This is a genomic window from Actinomyces urinae (genome assembly GCF_900119695.1).
GTDB lineage: Bacteria > Actinomycetota > Actinomycetes > Actinomycetales > Actinomycetaceae > Gleimia > Gleimia urinae.
In genome coordinates this window covers 16565-34705 of record NZ_LT632547.1, presented here as the reverse complement: position 1 = coordinate 34705, position 18141 = coordinate 16565, and the positions used below count along the sequence as shown (strand labels likewise).

At 55.9% G+C, this 18141-nt stretch carries 20 protein-coding genes; 6 read left to right on the top strand and 14 right to left on the bottom strand.

Annotated features, from left to right (window positions below; genetic code table 11):
* Nucleotide 1: 1 nt before the first annotated feature.
* From BQ7114_RS01460 to BQ7114_RS01445, 4 genes are all read right to left on the bottom strand, one after another.
* Nucleotides 2-1108 carry a sensor histidine kinase gene (locus BQ7114_RS01460; protein WP_072341006.1) on the bottom strand — a complete coding sequence of 369 codons (1107 nt, stop codon included), beginning with the start codon at nucleotides 1106-1108 and terminating at the stop codon, nucleotides 2-4.
* Nucleotides 1105-1890: an ABC-2 transporter permease gene (locus BQ7114_RS01455; protein ID WP_072341003.1), complete on the bottom strand. Its 786-nt coding sequence runs from the start codon at nucleotides 1888-1890 to the stop codon at nucleotides 1105-1107. Before BQ7114_RS01455 ends, BQ7114_RS01460 begins: the two co-directional genes overlap by 4 nt.
* The gene (locus BQ7114_RS01450; protein WP_072340999.1) at nucleotides 1887-2789 is read right to left on the bottom strand and encodes an ABC transporter ATP-binding protein; all 903 of its coding nucleotides are present in this window, start codon (nucleotides 2787-2789) and stop codon (nucleotides 1887-1889) included. Before BQ7114_RS01450 ends, BQ7114_RS01455 begins: the two co-directional genes overlap by 4 nt.
* 68 nt (nucleotides 2790-2857) lie before the next feature.
* Nucleotides 2858-3337 carry a SixA phosphatase family protein gene (locus BQ7114_RS01445; RefSeq protein WP_072340996.1) on the bottom strand — a complete coding sequence of 160 codons (480 nt, stop codon included), beginning with the start codon at nucleotides 3335-3337 and terminating at the stop codon, nucleotides 2858-2860.
* Nucleotides 3338-3414: 77 nt separating this feature from the next.
* Between BQ7114_RS01445 and BQ7114_RS08780 the strand changes: the two genes are divergently transcribed.
* On the top strand, nucleotides 3415-3708 hold the full coding sequence (locus BQ7114_RS08780; RefSeq protein ID WP_199171267.1) for a hypothetical protein: 294 nt from the start codon (nucleotides 3415-3417) through the stop codon (nucleotides 3706-3708).
* Here BQ7114_RS08780 and BQ7114_RS01435 read toward each other — a convergent pair.
* The gene (locus BQ7114_RS01435) at nucleotides 3701-5311 is read right to left on the bottom strand and encodes an ABC-F family ATP-binding cassette domain-containing protein (RefSeq protein ID WP_072340989.1); all 1611 of its coding nucleotides are present in this window, start codon (nucleotides 5309-5311) and stop codon (nucleotides 3701-3703) included. The two genes, BQ7114_RS08780 and BQ7114_RS01435, sit on opposite strands and share 8 nt — an antisense overlap.
* Before the next feature lie 61 nt (nucleotides 5312-5372).
* On the opposite strand from BQ7114_RS01435, the gene BQ7114_RS01430 reads away from it, so the two are divergent.
* From BQ7114_RS01430 to BQ7114_RS01415, 4 genes are all read left to right on the top strand, one after another.
* Nucleotides 5373-6044 (top strand): queuosine precursor transporter, encoded by a 672-nt coding sequence (locus BQ7114_RS01430; protein ID WP_072340985.1) that lies wholly within the window; start codon nucleotides 5373-5375, stop codon nucleotides 6042-6044.
* Nucleotides 6037-7365 carry a tRNA guanosine(34) transglycosylase Tgt gene (gene tgt / locus BQ7114_RS01425; RefSeq protein ID WP_072340981.1) on the top strand — a complete coding sequence of 443 codons (1329 nt, stop codon included), beginning with the start codon at nucleotides 6037-6039 and terminating at the stop codon, nucleotides 7363-7365. Before BQ7114_RS01430 ends, tgt begins: the two co-directional genes overlap by 8 nt.
* Before the next feature lie 9 nt (nucleotides 7366-7374).
* Nucleotides 7375-8466, top strand: a complete 1092-nt coding sequence (locus tag BQ7114_RS01420; RefSeq protein ID WP_072340978.1) for a CPBP family intramembrane glutamic endopeptidase — start codon at nucleotides 7375-7377, stop codon at nucleotides 8464-8466.
* Between the two features lie 145 nt (nucleotides 8467-8611).
* Nucleotides 8612-10306 (top strand): AMP-binding protein, encoded by a 1695-nt coding sequence (locus BQ7114_RS01415; RefSeq protein ID WP_072340975.1) that lies wholly within the window; start codon nucleotides 8612-8614, stop codon nucleotides 10304-10306.
* 57 nt (nucleotides 10307-10363) lie between these two features.
* Here the strand turns inward: BQ7114_RS01415 and BQ7114_RS01410 are convergent, their stop codons facing one another.
* Genes BQ7114_RS01410 through BQ7114_RS01375 form a run of 8 tightly spaced genes read right to left on the bottom strand, consistent with a single transcriptional unit; the run spans nucleotide 10364 to nucleotide 16989 of the window.
* Nucleotides 10364-10771 carry a metal-sulfur cluster assembly factor gene (locus BQ7114_RS01410; protein ID WP_034510385.1) on the bottom strand — a complete coding sequence of 136 codons (408 nt, stop codon included), beginning with the start codon at nucleotides 10769-10771 and terminating at the stop codon, nucleotides 10364-10366.
* Nucleotides 10768-11232, bottom strand: coding sequence for a Fe-S cluster assembly sulfur transfer protein SufU (gene sufU / locus BQ7114_RS01405; protein WP_072340972.1), 465 nt, complete (start codon nucleotides 11230-11232; stop codon nucleotides 10768-10770). The genes BQ7114_RS01410 and sufU overlap by 4 nt, the downstream gene beginning before the upstream one ends.
* Nucleotides 11233-12528 carry a SufS family cysteine desulfurase gene (locus tag BQ7114_RS01400; protein WP_072340969.1) on the bottom strand — a complete coding sequence of 432 codons (1296 nt, stop codon included), beginning with the start codon at nucleotides 12526-12528 and terminating at the stop codon, nucleotides 11233-11235. It lies immediately after the preceding gene.
* Nucleotides 12529-12541: 13 nt separating this feature from the next.
* The gene (sufC, locus tag BQ7114_RS01395) at nucleotides 12542-13294 is read right to left on the bottom strand and encodes a Fe-S cluster assembly ATPase SufC (protein WP_072340966.1); all 753 of its coding nucleotides are present in this window, start codon (nucleotides 13292-13294) and stop codon (nucleotides 12542-12544) included.
* An 11-nt stretch (nucleotides 13295-13305) separates the two neighbouring features.
* Nucleotides 13306-13632, bottom strand: a complete 327-nt coding sequence (locus BQ7114_RS01390) for a Rieske (2Fe-2S) protein (protein WP_072340963.1) — start codon at nucleotides 13630-13632, stop codon at nucleotides 13306-13308.
* Nucleotides 13629-14816: a Fe-S cluster assembly protein SufD gene (sufD, locus tag BQ7114_RS01385; protein ID WP_072340960.1), complete on the bottom strand. Its 1188-nt coding sequence runs from the start codon at nucleotides 14814-14816 to the stop codon at nucleotides 13629-13631. Before sufD ends, BQ7114_RS01390 begins: the two co-directional genes overlap by 4 nt.
* Nucleotides 14817-16265, bottom strand: a complete 1449-nt coding sequence (gene sufB / locus BQ7114_RS01380) for a Fe-S cluster assembly protein SufB (RefSeq protein WP_072340957.1) — start codon at nucleotides 16263-16265, stop codon at nucleotides 14817-14819. It lies immediately after the preceding gene.
* 10 nt (nucleotides 16266-16275) lie between these two features.
* Nucleotides 16276-16989, bottom strand: coding sequence for a helix-turn-helix transcriptional regulator (locus tag BQ7114_RS01375; RefSeq protein ID WP_072340954.1), 714 nt, complete (start codon nucleotides 16987-16989; stop codon nucleotides 16276-16278).
* Between the two features lie 306 nt (nucleotides 16990-17295).
* Here BQ7114_RS01375 and BQ7114_RS09060 point away from each other — a divergent pair, with 306 nt between their 5' ends.
* Nucleotides 17296-17418, top strand: coding sequence for a hypothetical protein (locus BQ7114_RS09060; protein ID WP_268258622.1), 123 nt, complete (start codon nucleotides 17296-17298; stop codon nucleotides 17416-17418).
* A gap of 73 nt (nucleotides 17419-17491) precedes the next feature.
* Here BQ7114_RS09060 and BQ7114_RS01370 read toward each other — a convergent pair whose 3' ends face one another.
* Nucleotides 17492-18136, bottom strand: a complete 645-nt coding sequence (locus tag BQ7114_RS01370; RefSeq protein WP_072340951.1) for an NUDIX domain-containing protein — start codon at nucleotides 18134-18136, stop codon at nucleotides 17492-17494.
* Nucleotides 18137-18141 lie beyond the last annotated feature (5 nt).

The window sequence follows — 18141 nt, the reverse complement described above, 5'->3', positions numbered from 1 at the left end:
GCTAGTTCCTCCCCGCCATGCGAACTTCAACCGTTGTACCCTCATCACCCGTGATAGCGACGCTTCCCCCAGCCTCTTCGACTCTACGCTTCATACTGGAAAGACCGGATCCACCTGCGCCGACTTGCTGAAATCCACGCCCATTATCACTAACGGTTATGGATGTAGGCGTGACGTTGATGATGCAAGAAGATGCGCCCGAGTGACGCACCACGTTAGTTACGGCTTCACGAAGCACCCACCCGAACAGGTAGGAGTTCACGCCGGCGATACGAGCTGACTCTTCTGGAGCCGGAGACTGGACTGTGATGCCTGCAGTTTGCAAAGCCCTTCTTGCAGCTTGCATCTCACCCGCAAAGTCGGGCATTCGAGTGCGGGTTACTGCGGCGCGCACTTCTGCGAGGGCAACTCTTGACAGGCCCGCGATCTCATCCAGGCTCTCTTTTACTACTGCGGTGTTCTCCGGCTGACGTTCAGCTACCTTCGCCGCCACATCTGCCTTCAGGGAAAGGAGCGTGAGGGTTTGCCCCAGCAAATCATGCAAGTCGGCTGCTATTTCTTCACGTTCATGCGCTATCGCAACCTCGGCTGCGAGGGCATCTTGACGCTCAACTTTTTCCGATACAAGCGCGATTGGAAGCATCAGGATTGGCGACAGTAGTGCGTGGCCGAGCCATACCATCAAAACCGTTTTACTTGGCGCAAAAAGTAACGCAAGAACGGTGCACGCCGCCACCAATATTCCTGCCACCCAAAGCCGCACTGGTCCACGGAGTGTGAACACCGTGATTGCGAACATGTAGGGGAAAAACACGTAGCTGAACAGAGGGCTCACAAAAATACTGAACCCGATTATGGGAATGCAGAGCACCGCCCACCAAAAAGCCACACGTTTGCCAACTGAACCCTGAGGCCAGCTACCCAAATACCCGTTAGCGACGGGATACATCAGCGCAAACATAATGAGGAATACGAATCCAAATGTGCGTTGCGGATTAGGCATGTCATCCGTGGCCAGTGAGACGATTGAGATTCCTAAGAAGATTAGCCAGACAGAAGCATAAGCACTGTCAGTCCAACTAAACTTCGCTGCGTTCTTCATTTTCATTGCCTCTCCAACGTCCTGCTGCGAAGCAGCGCCGTTGCCAAGGCGAACACGGCCGCCCACACCAATATGTTAACTACCCCTATCCACAGATCATGCTGTATAACCCAAGGATCTTGAGAAATCATCTGCTCTCCATCGGTTAGCCAATAACGTGACAGCGCAGCTGGACCGTACATGGGGGTGAACATACCTATCTTCAACATCGTGGGCGATATCGGGGCGAACATATTGCCAAAAAACGCTAACGGAACTAAAGCAGTAGCCGCAATCGAAACAGCTGTTGGAGAACGAAATGCGTATGCCACGGCCGAGCCATAGAACGTGAATGGAATAGACGACAGGCATGCAAACAAGAAGCTAGTAGCCCACGCCTTTGTGCTCATTTCAGATCCCGTCAAGAACCCCGTGAGGAATACGGCGGCAACGGGAAGCACGATACTCACCAAGGCGGGCACGATAAGCCCGGCTATCCTCTTCCCTCGAGTAAGTGGAGTGAGGGCGAGCTGGCGTGACCATCCGGTGTTCGATTCCACCACCGCGCTACCAATCTGCCCAACCGCACCGGTTATCCCGCCGTAAACAGCCATTGAGATCATCACGTAAGCCGCGAGGTTTCCATGCTCCAGCTGAGCGTCCATGTCTGCTAAAGTAGCGCCAAAAACCAGGTAGAGAACAACAGGCAAACCAATGCCAAATGCCAATAGGGACCAATCTGAAAGTAGTCTCTTTACGTTGTAAAACACGTACGCGCCTGGACGCGACGTTACTAAGCTTGCGCTCATTTTCCACTCCTTCCCGTCAGCTCAAAGAACGTGTCTTCAAGCGAAGCTGAACTGATGCGAAGATTCGTTGCCCCAGCATCTAGCAAGCGCCGTGCAACGGTGTCAGAAAGACCCGTTGAAATACACACCTTCTGTCCCTCCAGGTGAGCACTGAGCACCTCTGGCCATGCCTGCACCTGCTCCAAAGTCATCGCCCCATCAATATGGGCTTCCACCGTGGTGCCGGCAACCATACCGCGCACCTCATCAACGGTTCCGTCAGCTACAACCTCGCCCTCATTCATAAAGACGACGCGCTTAGCAAAATGTTCCGCTTCTTCGAGGTAGTGCGTAGCGAAGATGATTGTGCGTCCGCGCTTAGCCTGTGACTCCATGGTGGTCCAGAAGTCGCGGCGAGCACGAGGATCCATGCCAGCCGTCGGTTCATCAAGGATTAGGAGGTCGGGCGCGCCCAATAGGGCCAACGCAAAGCGGATGCGCTGCATTTCACCACCGGAGCATTTCCCCACCTTCCGGTTAGCAATATCGGCAAGGTTAGCCTCTTCCAGCACCTGCGCTACCGGAATGTGCTTCGGGAACGCTGCCGCAACCTCACTAATCGTGTCGCGCACAGAAACGTTTGGTAAAAGACCACCCGTTTGCATAACGACCCCCACCAGGGATTTCGCGATAGCTTCGCTTGCGGTAAGGCCAAAAAGGCTAGTACTTCCGCTATCCGGCTTGGCAAGTCCAAGAACAGTGTCTATCAGTGTTGTTTTGCCAGCCCCGTTGGGTCCAAGAATCGCAACTATGTCGCCACGCTCAATCTCGAACGACACGCCTTTTAGTGCCTGCACGGATTTGAACGATTTGGCAACTGAAGCAACCGAGACCGCGGGAGCATTCGTTTTTGTTTCCATACTCCAACTACACCAGGGATCGGCTTCTTGGCCCCCTGCCTGTAGTCACAATTTTGGCATTACAAAAGTCACCGGGCGGGCGTGACAATCAAATCTTTTAGGGCGGCGCTGGCCCGCCGTAACTGGGTTAAGTCGGGGATCTCGAACACGTAGGCAGTGGCGGTTGGACAGCCCCCGGCGGCGATGAGGGCACTACCCTCCCCCCGTGCGATAAGCGCGGCTGCATACGGGATCGTTGGCGCGTGACCGACCACCATCACAGGACCGGTAAACGCGGGGATAGATCGCAACAGATCGTACTCATCGGCATAGTAAAGCTCGTTCAGTTGCAACAGTTCCGCGCCGCTCTCACGCGCAACCTCCTGCGCGGTCTGTAAAGCCCGGACCGCAGGCGAATGCACAATCACGCCATTGGCGATTAAATCTTTTACTCTACGGGCAAGTTGTCGGGCCTGCTCTTGGCCGGCCCTGGTCAACGGGCGCAGCTCATCCCGCCCACCTCCATGACGCGCCTGGGCGTGACGGACAAGAATCAGCGTTTGCCCCATGCCTCAACTCTAGGAGATCGCGCACTCGTTTTGTAGGGCGAATCGAGGACCTTGCAGGCAAACTATAGTATTGGGGCGTGAGCGAAAAGCATTTCCACGTCTGTTCAGCCCGCCAGTGCACCGAAGTGGCTCGCTGGGCGGTTATCTGGTCCAACCCAAAGATCCACGCCGCGCGCGAAAAAACCTGGCTGGCGTGCGAGAGGCACCGCGATTTCCTCACCGAATTTGTCAGCTTACGGTCTTTCCCCCATCGCGTTGTTCCTATCAGCGAGGTTGAAGCGGCCACCGCACCAGCCCCCAAGCCCGTAGACCCCCGCTCACTCACCGAAGAAGAGCGCGCGAGCCTAGGCGAGGACCCCAACTTTAGGTAAGGGTTACGAGCTCCAAGTAAGAGTCATCCCACAAGTCCTCATCTCCGTCGGGTAGCAATAGCACGCGGTCCGGCTCCAGAGCTTTCACCGCACCCGGGTCGTGCGTTACTAGCACCACCGCCCCCTCATATGTCTTCAACGAATAGAGGATTTCCTCTCGTGAAGCTGGGTCGAGGTTGTTCGTTGGCTCGTCCAATAGCAAAACGTTCGCGGCCGACACCACCAGCGTGGCCAGGGCGAGGCGGGTCTGCTCCCCACCTGACAACACAGCCGTAGGCTTGTCCACGTCCTCACCGGAAAACAGAAACTGGCCGAGGACATTGCGGACTCGCGTGTCATCGAATGCGGGGGCGGCCGCAACCATCGTCTCCAGCACGGTTTTGTTTGGATCTAGCGTCTCGTGTTCCTGCGCGTAGTAACCGAGCTTCAACCCGTAACCGGCTTCAACCTCGCCAGTATCGGGGCTGAGAACTCCAGCCAGGATCCGAAGAAGCGTAGTTTTACCCGCACCATTCAGCCCAAGTACTACCACTTTCGAGCCGCGGTCAATGGCCAAATCAACGCCTGTAAAGACTTCGAGCGATCCATAGGTTTTCGAAAGCGAAGAGGCACGCAACGGCACCTTTCCGCACGCAGCAGGCTCTGGAAAACGCAGACGCGCAACCTTCTCTACCTGTCGCACCGGCTCGACGCTGGCCTCGAGTTCTTCAGCACGGCGAAGCATCTGCTGAGCAGCGACCGCCTTAGTTGCTTTCGCCCTCATTTTCTCGCCTTGCGCGCGTAGCGCCTCCGCCTTCTTTAAAGCTGTTGCCCGTTGACGCCTGCGCCGCCGCTCGTCTTCTTCTCGCTGCTTCAAATACAGATCCCAGCCCATGTTGTACTGGTCCACAACCGCGCGGTCCGCGTCCAGGTGCATCACGTGGTTCACGGTCTCGCGGATCAATGCAACATCGTGAGAGATGATTATCATCCCACCCGGATACGTCTTCAAAAAGTCGCGTAGCCAGATTAGGGAATCATGGTCGAGGTGGTTCGTAGGCTCATCAAGGAGCAGAACTTCAGCCTCGGAAAATAGGACGCGCGCGAGTTCAACGCGGCGACGCTGACCGCCCGAGAGAGTACCGAGGGGGCGCGACAGCTGATCCTCGTTCAAACCGAGCGAGGACGCAATCTGGGAAGCCTGCGCTTTGGCGGCATACCCGCCCTGATTGGTGAACTCTTGATCTAGGCGCACATAGCGCTCCATAGCTTTCTGCTGGCGCGGCCCCTCCAAGGTGCTCATCTGCATTTGCGCCTTCTCAATTTTCGCAAGCAGCTGATCAATGCCTCGCACCGACAAGATCCGATCCAGCCCCTTCTGCTGCGGATCGGCTACACGCGAGTCCTGCGGCAAATAGGCGAGGCTGCCGCGACGCACTACGGTGCCATCAAACTCGGCTTCACCCCGATCCGGCTCGCCGGCCAGCATGCGCATGGTTGTAGTTTTGCCGGCCCCGTTGCGGCCCACCAAACCGATTCGCATTCCCTTATCGACGTGGAAGCTAGCGCCTTGCAAAAGCGTGCGCGGACCAATCCGCACAGTAAGGTTCGAAACATTAATCACAATGAACAGTGTAAATGGGAGGCGAATAGAGTCTAAACCGGCCTTGTAGTATGTTTACCGCGTGACTTTAAACAGTGTGAAAACCCGCGAACCGCGCGTTTATGACATCGTCGCGATATCGTTCGTTGCCCTGCTAATACTTTCAAATATTGCCGCAACCAAATTAATCGGAATCCATATCGGCCCCGCACTTCTAGTGTTCGATGGCGGCGCCGTACTGTTCCCCCTCACCTACATTCTTGGTGACGTCCTTTCAGAAGTTTACGGATTCTCCCGTGCCCGCAGAGCCATACTCGCCGGCTTCGCTTTCTCTATCATTGCCGCTCTCACCTTCCTCGTTGTAGGTGCGGCACCAGCCGGTCCAGGCTATGAAAACCAGGAAGCTTTTGTTGCCGTACTGGGTTTTGTTCCGCGTATTGTGGCGGCATCCGTCCTCGGATATTTGGCCGGTCAGTTACTGAACTCCTGGGTTCTAGTACGCATCAAGGCGAAGTGGGGAGAGCGTCACCTGTGGGCGCGCCTGATCGGCTCCACTCTGGTTGGAGAATTTGCCGACACCCTGATTTTCTGCACGGTTGCGTTCTACGGCGTGATTACGGGCGCGGAATTTTTGAACTATCTGTTTGTCGGCTACGTGTATAAAGTCGGTGTTGAGGTCATTCTTTTGCCTGTGACCTACCGAGTGATCGGTTGGATCAAGCGCATCGAAAGCTACGAGGAGTCCCATGTCTAACGCGCCAATCACGCAGGCGCACCGCGAACGCATCGAGGCTTCGCGCGGTTTCAAAGTTGCGGCGTGGTTGGATGAGGTCGAGGTAGAAACCGACGACGGTCCGCGCCCGCTCGGGCGTGTTGGCACGCTTCAAACCGCGCATGGCACCATTGAAACGCCCGCCTTCATCCCGGTTGGTACCCTTGCCAACGTGAAGGGCATGCTTCCCGAAATGATGAAGGAGCTTGGTGCGCAAGCCCTACTTGCAAACGCTTACCACCTTTACCTGCAGCCGGGCGCAGATATTGTGGAGGCCGGGGGCGGCCTGGGCAAGTTCATGAATTGGGCTGGCCCTACGTTCACTGATTCTGGTGGTTTCCAAGTTCTATCGCTTGGATCCAACTACAAGAAGGTTCTCTCGCAAGAGTTTGCCGGCAAGAAGGTAACTGCCGAAGATGAAGCCGCAGAGGCCGTTCGCCGCAACCGCGCAGCCGTGGACGAAGACGGGGTGGTGTTCCGCTCACACATTGACGGCACCAAGCACAGGTTCAACCCCGAGATTTCGCTGAGTATTCAGCATCAACTGGGGGCAGACATAATGTTTGCCTTCGACGAGCTCACTTCTCTGCTCCACCCTTATGACTATCAGGTTGAGTCACTTGCGCGTACGCACCGCTGGGCGCAACGGTCCCTAGATCAACATTGGCGTCTCACCGCTGAGAATCCCGACAAGCCGTACCAGCAGCTTTACGGAGTTCTGCAAGGAGCACAGTACAAAGATTTGCGTAACGAAGCCGCGCGCACGCTCACCCAAATGCACACGTCACCAGACTTGGAGCAGCTGGGTATTAACAGTGAAGGCTTTGACGGGTTCGGCCTGGGCGGCGCCCTCGAAAAAGAAAATCTTGGGCTAATCGTTTCTTGGCTAACCAGCGCGTTACCCGACAATAAGCCGCGTCACCTACTTGGTATTTCTGAACCCGATGACTTTTTTGCCGCGATTGAGGCGGGTGCTGACACGTTCGACTGCGTCAACCCGTCGCGTGTGGCGCGCAACGCTGCGATATACACTCCCGATGGGCGCGTTAACATTACGAACGCACGGTTCAAACGGGATTTCGGCCCGTTAGCTGACGGATGTGGTTGCTACACGTGCCAAAATTACACAACCGCCTACGTGCACCACCTGTTCAAAGCTCACGAAATATTAGCTTCGACACTTGCAACGATTCATAACGAATGGTTTACCGTTCACCTTGTGGATAGCATTCGCGAGTCCATCCGAAACGGTGAGTACACCGAGTACAAGCAAGAAACCCTTGCCCGTTTTTACGGCAACTAGGAGGCCGTTTTGCTTCACCTACCGCAAATCCAACCGCGAGAGCCTGCCGAATATCACAAGCTCTCTGCCGGCCCAGACAGACGCTGGTACCGGCCTCTTCTAGCGATCGTTATCACGCTGGTAGTCTTCCTTGCCCTATCAACTGTGGTGACATTACTTCCACTAGGGATTCCCGCGCTCTACAGCCCCGGATACGAGCAGCTATTTACCGGCGAGATCGATGCTACTGATCCGGTTGTCTTCGCCGTCTTAATGCTGAGCATCGCCGTTCTGATTCCCGCCGTATTAGCCGGTGTGGCGTTGGGCGCACGTACGGGCGTGGGCTACTTTTTCTCGGTTGAGGGCCGCTTGCGCTACAAGTGGCTGGCCACTTGCTTCGCCATTGCCATACCGATTTTCGCACTCGCTTTCATTCCAATGAGTTTGCTTGAGGGCACGGAGTTCAAACCCGGACCACAACTGGCTATCCTCCTACTACTCACGCTCGTGTTGGTCCCGTTCCAAAGCGCGGCAGAAGAACTGACATTCCGCGCGGGATTCCTGCAAATGTTCGGATCATGGATCCCTAACCGCTGGGCGTCTTTGATCGTAGCTACCCTGGCTTCTGCCCCGGTATTCGCGCTTCTACACGGATCGTTGGACGTGTGGATCCTCGCCGACCTGGCCGTGTTCTCTTTGTGCGCAGTGTTCCTTATGTGGTACACGGGCGGCGTTGAGGCTGCGGTTGCCATGCACGCCTCCAATAACATGGTCATCCTTTCCATCGAGGCTTTCTCTAACACTTCTGATTCCCTCATCAGTGAAGAGACCACGTCTACGCCGCTTTCGTTCTTGCTTTCCGCAGCGATAATGAGCGCGGTTACCGCTGCCCTCGCCTTCGCGGCGAAGAAGGCAAAAGTGAGCCGCGTTCACGACCCAAGTAAGACGCCGCAGCCCGACCCCGTTTACTTGGCCGGAGAGCTTTCCAAGGGACGTTTCTACCCCGAATGGCAAAGCCTCTATCCGCAATGGGTGCTGGCTCAACGCGGCATCATTCCGCCTGCACCAGCTCAAGCCCAGCCGCACGCGCAGGAGCCGCACGGCCAGGATAACTTCCAGTAAAACCACCTGCTTCATCTCGACGTATTTTGCCCGCCCTTTGAGGCGGGCAAAATACTACACGAAGGCACTTTAGACGCGATAAATTATGCAAGGGGCAATAACTTACGCTAGCGTAAGATAAGAGCATAGTTCCTTTAGGAGAATCATGTCGACCATCACCGAGATGGCGCGCTCACACTACGAAAAAGGCGTGCCTTACGAGATTGCGGAGCCAGAAACCTCCCTCTACCAGGTGTTAGAAGAAACGGCACGCTTCTATCCAACTAGGCCCGCCACCCAGTACTTTGGGCAGGAACTTACCTACGGTCAGCTAAAGAACGAAGTTGATCGCGCTGCAAACGTCCTTCGCCTCGCGGGCGTTCGCAGGGGAGACGCCGTTTCTATCGCGCTACCAAACTGCCCTCAACACGTGATCGTCTTTTACGCCCTCATGCGCATTGGCGCGATTGCTGCCGAACACAATCCGCTAGCTCCAATATCAGAGATTGAAGAGCAGATTAAGCGCCACCGCGGCAAGGTGGCCGTCGTATGGGAAAAGTCAGTCTCCAAGTTTGCCTTTGGCCCCGGCCACCAGCTCCAAACTGTTTTTACCGTCGACATCACGCGCTATATGCCGGTGACAAAAAAGACTATGCTGGCGCTTCCTATCGCACCGGCCAGAAAAGTTCGCGATCAGATGCGCTTGGCCGCTCCGGCCGGCACCCTATCTTGGGATGACAAGGTGCGCGCCGCAAGCCCCATTGACCCGTCAACGCCGCATGCAACCGGATCTGATATAGCCGCAATCTTGCACACGGGAGGCACTAACGGCGTACCAAAATCAGTTCCTCTGACCCACAAGAACATCGGGTCAAACGCAAACCAAAACCTCTCGTGGGTATACAGGTTGCACGAGGGAGCAGAGAACTTTTTCTCACTGCTGCCCTACTTCCACTCGTTCGGACTTTGCTTCTTCCTGGTTTGCGCTGTGAAGTACGGAGCCTGCCAGATCATGCTCCCCAAGTTCGACGTCGACATGGCCCTGGCCGCTCACTCGCGAACGCCGGTGACGTTTTTTGTTGGTGTGCCGCCCATGTTCGACCGGATTGAAAAGCGTGCACGCGAGAAGAAGATCGATATTTCTTCCATCCGCTACGCAATCAGCGGCGCCATGGCGCTACCAGCCGATGTTGCTGAGCGCTGGGAGAAATCCACCGGCGGGTACATTATCGAGGGGTACGGAATGACTGAAACCTCGCCCACAATGTGCGGTTCTCCCATGACTAGCCAACGCCGCCGCGGCGCTCTCGGCCTGCCCTTCCCCTCCACGCAAATGCGTCTGGGAGACCTCAACGACCCCGATGTTGAGCCAGCCGAGGGCGAGCCGGGCGAGATCCTCGTTAAAGGCCCACAAGTATTTTCCGGCTACCTGGATGCGGACGAAGAGAACGCGCAGGCATTCACAACAGATGGATACTTCCGCACCGGCGATATAGGCATGGTGGACGACGGATTCATCTACCTTGCAGACAGACGCAAAGAGCTAATCCTGTCCGGCGGTTTCAACGTCTACCCCACGCAAGTCGAGGAGGCGATTCGCTCCATGCCGGGAGTTAAAGACGTAGCCATCGTTGGCATGCCCATTCCGGGCGGCGAAGAGGTCACTGCGGCGCTCGTGCTGGATGAGGACGTCGAAAACATCACGCTAGAGGACGTACGCGCCTGGGCAGAAAAGAAGATATCCCACTACGCCCTCCCCCGTTCTTTGGCAATAGTCTCTGAACTTCCACACTCCCAGATCGGAAAGATCATGCGCAGAGTTGTGAAAGACCGACTCATGATAGAGCGTGGTGGAAAATAATCCTTAGAAATTAGTTTTGGCTCCGCATTTGCGGAGCCAAAACTGTACGTAGCAAAACTATACGTTGAAGCCAATTGCGCGTAGCTGTTCGCGACCATCCTCAGTAATACGGTCCGGACCCCATGGCGGTAGCCACACCCAGTTCAAAGTCACGCCACTTGCAACGCCATTTAGCATCATGCGCACTTGGTTCTCAATAACATCCGTAAGCGGACAGCCGGCGGATGTTAGCGTCATGTCGATATTCACGTGATCATTTTCGTCAATCATGATGCCGTATAGCAGGCCAAGGTCAACGATGTTGATACCAAGTTCAGGGTCAATTACATCGCGAAGGCAGTCTTCAACTTCCTGCGCAGTAAGCTGTCCGAGGCTCTCATGATCCACCGTAGCGGCGGCCTCCTCAGGTGCGACTTCCTGGAAGCGCTGTTCCACGGGCTCGGGATTAGCCATGGGATTACTCATTGTTGATCCTCCAATGCAACTCCTGCCTTCACCAGCGCGTCTTTCAACGCGTACCAGCCCAACAGTGAGCACTTAATACGGTTTGGAAACTTAGCGGTGCCCTCAAACGCGGCGCCGTCCTCTAAACGATCAAGGAGCTCGTCAGGAACACCTTTTCCGCGTGAATGCATCATGGTTTCAAAATCTTTGTACAGCTGCGAGATTTCCTCAATCGACTTTCCGTTGATTAGCTCTGCCATCACCGAAATTGAGGCCTGCGAAATCGAGCACCCATCACCTGCCCAGGTATAGTCAACGAGTTCGCCATCCTTCACGTGAACGCCGAGCGTGATCTCGTCTCCGCAGGTGGGATTAACCTGGTAGGACTCTCCATCCACGTCCCCAGGAATCTCCCCCTCGCCAACACGCCTGCGTGAATGATCGAGGATGACCTGCTGATACAACGTCTCCAAGCTTGACACTTACACTCCTCCAAAAAAGCCGCGCACCCGCGACAAGGCTTCACCGAACCGGTGCACCTCATCCAGCGTAGTTGTTAACGCCGCCGAAGCGCGATTCGATGAGCGCACCCCAAAAAACTTATGCAGAGGGATCGCGCAGTGGTGCCCCACGCGCACGGCAACGGACTCCGAATCGAGGTATTGGCCCACATCATGCGGATGTACACCCTCCACGGCAAACGCCACCACGGCAAGACGATTCTTAGTATCTGCTGGGCCGAGTAGCTGCACGCCATCAGCGTTTTTAACCACATCGAGCAGAGCGGCTGTGATTTGCTCCTCATGTGCCGCAATCCGATCCATGCCTACCTCGCTCAAGAAGTCGAGCGCAGCGGCCCAACCCACCGCCTGAGCTACCGGCTGCGAGCCGGCTTCAAAACGGTTTGGCGGAGGCAAATAGATCGATTTTTCCATCGTCACGTTAGCAATAACAGAACCTCCCACCAGTACCGGAGGCATCGCCTCAAGCAGCTCGTAGCGCCCCCAAAGCGCGCCCACACCGGTTGGCCCAAGCATCTTGTGCGAAGAGAACACGGCGAAGTCAACACCTAGTTCGCGCACGTTTATGGGCATGTGCGCTGATGACTGGCACGTATCAAGCAGAACGAGGGCACCCGCGTTGCGCGCTGCGGCCACGATCTGCTTTACCGGGGACACCGCGCCCGTCACGTTTGATGCATGAGTAAAAGCAACCAGTTTGGTGCGCTCATCGATTACATTCAACGTTTCGAGGTCGATGCGACCATCTGGTAGCAGGTCGAGGAACGCGAACTCGGCACCCGTGCGAGCGGCGAGCTCTTGCCAAGGAAGCAGATTAGCGTGGTGCTCGGCGCGCGTGGCGACGATTTTGTCACCGGGCCCAACCCGAAAACGCTGCGCTTGAGCTCCCCCAATACCAGCGGATGCGTTAGACATCGCGTAAGCCACAAGGTTGATAGCCTCAGTTGCGTTTTTAGTCCAGACGATCTCACGGGCATCAGCCCCAACAAAGCTCGCAACCGTTTCGCGCGCAGCCTCAAAAGCTCCCGTTGATTCATCGCCCAGCATGTGCGTGCCCCGGTTTACCGCGGCGTTATGCAAACGGTAAAACTCGGCTTCAGCCTCGATCACCCTAACGGGCTTTTGCGACGTAGCCGAAGAATCGAGATAAACGATCGGCTTACCATCGCGTCCAATGCGTCCAAGAATAGGAAACTGCGTGCGCAGATCCTCCACTTCCTGGGCAGAAAGCGCTTTGGCAAGCCGATCAGTTGTCATCAAAATCTCCGGACTAGTTGTTCAGGTAACGGTCGTAGCCTTCTTCTTCAAGACGGTCAGCAAGCTCCGGACCGCCCTCGTCAACAATGTGACCATTCACAAACACGTGTACAAAATCCGGCTTAATGTAGCGCAGGATTCGCGTGTAGTGCGTGATCAGCAGAACGCCGAGGTTCGACTTGTCGGCCACACGGTTCACACCTTCAGACACAATGCGTAGCGCATCAATATCTAGGCCAGAGTCCGTCTCGTCCAAGATAGCCATCTTCGGATTCAGCATTTCCATCTGCAAAATCTCCAGACGCTTCTTCTCGCCGCCCGAAAAACCTACGTTAACCTCACGCTCCGTGAACGCCGGATCCATACGGAAGTTATCCGTAGCTTCCTTCAGTTCCTTCACCCAAGAGCGAACCTTTGGAGCCTCGCCATCAATGGCGGTCTTCGCGGTGCGCAGGAAGTTCGACACGGTCACACCCGGCACTTCAACCGGATACTGCATCGCGAGGAACAGACCAGCCTGGGCACGCTCGTGCGGATCCATCTCCAAAATATTCACGCCGTCAAGCAGGGCCTCACCGGAATCAATCTGGTACTTCGGGTGGCCCGCGAGCGCATACGCGAGCGTGGACTTACCAGAACCGTTCGGCCCCATGATCGCGTGCTTCTGCCCAGAATTGATAGTCAGGTTTACGCCCTTGAGGATGTGCTTCATTTCCTCGCCGGTATCTACGCTGACGTGCAGATCCTTGATTTCAAGGGTAGTCATTTAAGTTTTCCTTACTCTACTTCCAGATCAACCAGAACGTTCTGGCCTTCAAGCTTCACGGGATGAGTACGCACAGTTTCGGTCACAGGTAGCGTGGCCTCCCCCGTTTTTAAGTTGATTTCAGCGCTGTGTGCCCAACATTCCACACATGCTTGCGAAATGTCTCCCTCGGACAAAGACACGTCCGCGTGGGGGCACGTATCGTCAATCGCGTACCAGTCACCTACCGTGTCACGAATGATCGCGATCGGAAGCTCCTCTCCCGCCTCATTCGTCAGTTCGACCATGCGGGCCTGGCCCGCTTCTAGGTCTGCAGGGCATGCAACTTGGAAGCTCATCGCGACACCAGCTTGTCCATTGAGCCGCCCTTTTCCAGCTCAGCCTCGATGGTTTCCATAAGGTGTTCCTGGACGGAGGGTACGCCAATCTGGTTTACCAGCTCGCCGAAGAATCCTAGTACCACGAGACGACGCGCGTCGCGTTCAGAGATGCCGCGGGCCATCAGGTAGAACAACTGCTCGTCATCAAAACGGCCCGTTGCAGACGCGTGGCCCGCACCCTCAATCTCACCATTTTCAATTTCAAGATTTGGCACGGAATCTGCGCGCGCCCCCTCGGAAAGCACGAGGTTGCGGTTCAGCTCGTAAGTGTCCGTTCCGTCAGCATTTGCGCCAATCAGACAGTCACCCACCCAAACTGCTTGAGCATCCTTGCCTTGAAGCGCACCCTTGTAAGTAACGCGAGAGTAGCAATGCGGCTGCGTATGTGCGATGAACGGGCGATGTTCCAAATGCTGGCCAGCATCAACGAAGTACAGGCCGAGCATTTCAATATTGCCGCGCGGAGACGCGAACTCAGTATCTGCGCTCAGACGAACGAGGTCGCCTCCGAGCGTGACTACCACGTGACGCAACTGCGTGTCGCGCCCCGCCCGCATGCGATGGTTCGACGCGTGAGTCGCGGTGTCATCCCACTCTTGAAGGGAAACCACCGTTAGCTTTGCTGCGTCAGCCGCATCGATCTCCACGGTCTGGTTCAGCTTTCCCTTACCCTTGTGGTTGATTACTACCACTGCCTCGCTAGCTTCGTTAGCGCGAACGTAGATACGCTGACTGCGGGGCGTTTCATCGTCGTTTGAGATGTTGATAAACACGGGCTCCGAAAGAGCCTTACCCTTCGGAATCTCAATGAGGTTTACCGAGTTCGCACGGACCCACGACACAACCGCGGTGCGATCGCCGGGAGCCAAGATCTTATCGAGATCGAAATCCTTAGCATCCACAACGCTCACCGAGACCTCGCTCGGAGCGGTCACGGAAACCGGAAGGTCCGCCTCGGCGTAGCCAGACTCATCAAAAAGCGCCTGGATGCGCTTTATAGGCGTAAAACGCCAGTCCTCTTCACGCCCGTTTGGAACCGGAATATCAGCCGGGTTGAAGGAGCTGGGGCGGTCCGCTCGCGACGAGTACGTCGCCTGGGTGCCCGCGCCATGTGAATGGGCCCTAGCCATTGCGTTCGACATTTAGCCCACCGATCCTTCCATCTGTAGTTCAATAAGGCGGTTAAGTTCAAGCGCGTATTCCATCGGAAGTTCGCGCGCAATCGGCTCCACAAATCCGCGGACGATCACCGCCATAGCTTCGTTTTCTTCTAGCCCACGCGACATCAGGTAGAACAACTGATCCTCTGAAACCTTCGTCACAGTTGCCTCGTGGCCCATCTCCACATCGTCATTACGAACGTCAACGTACGGGTACGTGTCGGTACGCGACTCCTTATCAACGAGGAGGGCGTCACAAAGGACGTTCGACTTCGAGTGGTGTGCCTTCTCATCAATCTCAACGAGACCACGGTAAGACGCGCGGCCACCGTTACGGGCAACGGACTTCGCAACCACTGTTGAAGAGGTGTAGGGCGCCATGTGATGCATTTTTGCGCCCGTCTCCTGGTGTTGACCTTCGCCCGCAAAACCAATAGAGAGCGTCTCGCCGCGCGCGTGCTCACCCATGAGGTAGCAGGCCGGGTACTTCATGGTTACAGCGGAACCGATGTTGCCATCGATCCACTCCATAGTCCCGCCCTCTTCAGCGACAGCACGCTGAGTCACAAGGTTCAAAACGTTGTTAGACCAGTTCTGAATGGTGGTATAGCGAACGCGCGCATCCTTCAAGACGAAGATCTCCACGATTGCCGCGTGAAGCGAGTTGGTGTCGTAAATCGGCGCAGTACAACCCTCGACGTAGTGAACGTAAGAGCCCTCATCCGCAATAATTAGCGTTCGCTCAAACTGGCCCATAGCTTCAGTATTGATACGGAAGTAAGCCTGGAGCGGAATCTCCACGTGCACGCCCGGAGGTACGTAGATGAAGGAGCCGCCAGACCACGCGGCGGTATTCAACGCAGCGAACTTGTTATCGCCAGCCGGAACAGCCTTGCCGAAGAAACGCTCAAACAGCTCCGGGTGTTCTTTCAAACCCGTATCGGTATCGAGGAAGATAACGCCCTGCTTCTCCAAGTCCTCCTGGATCTGCTGGTACACAACTTCAGACTCATACTGGGCAGCCACACCCGCGATCAGACGCTTACGCTCCGCATCCGGAATACCAAGACGCTCGTACGTTTCCTTGATCTCGGGAGGTAGGTCATCCCACGAGCTCACCGGACGATCAGACGGGCGAACGTAGTACTTAAACGAATCGAAATCGATGTCATCGAGGTTTGGACCCCACTTAGGAACGGGCTTACGTTCCCACGCCTTGAATCCCTTGAGCCTGCGCTCAAGCATCCACTCGGGCTCTTCCTTAATGCTCGAAATATGACGAACAAGGGCTTCAGTTAAGCCACGCTCCACGTCAGCGCCATACACATCAGTATCGTGCCAGCCGTACTGATACGCACCAATCGAGTCGATGATCTCGTCATCGGTGCGCGGCTTATCTTCACCTCGTTCAACTTTCGTTGTAGTGGTCATTAGTTCCTTCCTAGTTCGAACGCTCGTGCGCTCGATCTCCACCGTGGCGCCAGCCATTTCTTCTGGTCAGCGCCGCAACTGGAATGTGCGTTGTACACACGTGCTCGCCCCCTGCCAAAGTGGCAAGACGTTGCACGTGTACGTCTAGCAGGCGCCCAATCGCCTGTGTCTCCGCCTCGCATAGCTGTGGAAAATCCTCGGCTACGTCCAGGATCGGACAGTGCCCCTGGCACAGCTGGATGGCAAAGTTGCCTCCCCCAACGTCGCGAACGCTGGCCGCATAGCCATCCTGAGTAAGGGCGTCTGCAAGCGCCACCGCACGCGCCCTCGGATCACGTCCCGCAGCGCGAACCACGGGCGCATATTTGCGTTCGATTTCGCGCGAACGAACCGCAGCGAAATTCTCGACTGCTTCCACTCCAGCCGTTTGCGCGAGGTAGGCCATAGCCCTCGTTGCAATTTCTGAATAGCTGTCATGCAAGCGTTCATGAGCAACGTCCGTGGCAATGTAATGACGGGCCGGACGACCCCGCGAGCGCTTCGCTGACTGCGGTTGCTCGCGTTCAGCTATCTCGCCTAACTGTTCCAAAGTAGTGATATGACGGCGAACCGCAGCGGTTGTAAGCCCTAGAATTTTGGCGATAACCGATGCTGTTACCGGGCCCTTCTCAACTATGAGGTCGAGGACGAGTTCGCGAGTCCCCTGATCTACTGGTTCTGCCAAGGCGCCCTCCCTTCAAGGCCGTATCCGCAAGTCAGTAATGCTTCCCATGACCGACTTTTGCAAGTCTACCTTCTTTAAGCAACATCTTCATTACGTAATAGCGCGAATGTCGCGTCTACGCCCGAGATCACACCGAAAACAAAGAAAGACGAAGCTCTAGCGACGCGCGAGCGAGCCGTGATTATCAGCATGACCAGACGACCATATACCCGCGGGGGTATTTCTGATATGATTATTGTGATTCCAAAATGAGTTTGAAAAAGGACGAGTCCATCAGGATGCGTTCCCCGAGTTTAGGAGCATGGTATGTGTAGCCCAATTCGTTGCGCAAAGTGTGGCAAGACCACTTGGACCGGTTGCGGACAGCACGTAGATCAGGTTAAGGCAATGGTTGCTGACTCTGATTGGTGCACCTGCAACGAAAACTAATCGATTGAAAGCGCGTGGCGGCCGTTTTAACGGCGACCACGCGCTTTATTGTGCTTCAATGTCGGCTACATGCCTAGTCGCGTTGCTTGCGACTGAACGGCGACCTCAGCCACGGAGCGTCCGCGGGACGCAGACAGCTCCAGCCCTGTGCTCGCGCTGACTGCGCCGCCAAGATCCCCACCACCGCCGAGGGATTATGCATCCTCCCGTCGTGAATGGCAGCCACCGCCTCACGCATCGGAACCCAACGCAGTTGCATTGTGGCCTCTTCATCAGTTCGTTCAAACCGCTTCCCGGCAGGCACTTGCCTTACATCGCGCGCCAAGAAAATACGTAGCCCCTCCGTGGTACCTCCCGGCGAGGTGAAATAGTCAACCAGAGTGTGCCAGGTATCGGCTTCGAGATCAGCCTCTTCAAACAGCTCTCGTTTAGCGGCATCCACGGGCTCCTCGCCTTCAATATCCAGCAAACCAGCAGGGATCTCCCACAAAGTTGCCTGCACCGGGTGGCGATACTGATCAACCAGGGCGACCTCGAGGTCCTCGACCCCCTCACGAAGAGCTACAACAGCTACTGCCCCGGTATGCGCCACGTAGTGTCGCGTCACCACGTTGCCCTCAGTTACTTCAACGCGGTCCTCATCCATGTCGAACACCGCACCCGTCCACACGCGTTCGTGCGAGCGAACCGGCCTTGTATCCCTACGATCGGCTATCATGACGA

Excerpts from the sequence above, each read along its gene's own strand:
- BQ7114_RS01460 (WP_072341006.1), bottom strand. The coding sequence starts at position 1,108 with ATGAAAATGAAGAACGCAGCGAAGTTTAGTTGGACTGACAGTGCTTAT.
- BQ7114_RS01455 (WP_072341003.1), bottom strand. The coding sequence starts at position 1,890 with ATGAGCGCAAGCTTAGTAACGTCGCGTCCAGGCGCGTACGTGTTTTAC.
- BQ7114_RS01450 (WP_072340999.1), bottom strand. The coding sequence starts at position 2,789 with ATGGAAACAAAAACGAATGCTCCCGCGGTCTCGGTTGCTTCAGTTGCC.
- BQ7114_RS01445 (WP_072340996.1), bottom strand. The coding sequence starts at position 3,337 with ATGGGGCAAACGCTGATTCTTGTCCGTCACGCCCAGGCGCGTCATGGA.
- tgt (WP_072340981.1), top strand. The coding sequence starts at position 6,037 with ATGTCTAACGCGCCAATCACGCAGGCGCACCGCGAACGCATCGAGGCT.
- BQ7114_RS01415 (WP_072340975.1), top strand. The coding sequence starts at position 8,612 with ATGTCGACCATCACCGAGATGGCGCGCTCACACTACGAAAAAGGCGTG.
- BQ7114_RS01410 (WP_034510385.1), bottom strand. The coding sequence starts at position 10,771 with ATGAGTAATCCCATGGCTAATCCCGAGCCCGTGGAACAGCGCTTCCAG.
- BQ7114_RS01400 (WP_072340969.1), bottom strand. The coding sequence starts at position 12,528 with ATGACAACTGATCGGCTTGCCAAAGCGCTTTCTGCCCAGGAAGTGGAG.
- sufC (WP_072340966.1), bottom strand. The coding sequence starts at position 13,294 with ATGACTACCCTTGAAATCAAGGATCTGCACGTCAGCGTAGATACCGGC.
- BQ7114_RS01390 (WP_072340963.1), bottom strand. The coding sequence starts at position 13,632 with ATGAGCTTCCAAGTTGCATGCCCTGCAGACCTAGAAGCGGGCCAGGCC.
- sufD (WP_072340960.1), bottom strand. The coding sequence starts at position 14,816 with ATGTCGAACGCAATGGCTAGGGCCCATTCACATGGCGCGGGCACCCAG.
- sufB (WP_072340957.1), bottom strand. The coding sequence starts at position 16,265 with ATGACCACTACAACGAAAGTTGAACGAGGTGAAGATAAGCCGCGCACC.
- BQ7114_RS09060 (WP_268258622.1), top strand. The coding sequence starts at position 17,296 with ATGTGTAGCCCAATTCGTTGCGCAAAGTGTGGCAAGACCACTTGGACC.
- BQ7114_RS01370 (WP_072340951.1), bottom strand. The coding sequence starts at position 18,136 with ATGATAGCCGATCGTAGGGATACAAGGCCGGTTCGCTCGCACGAACGC.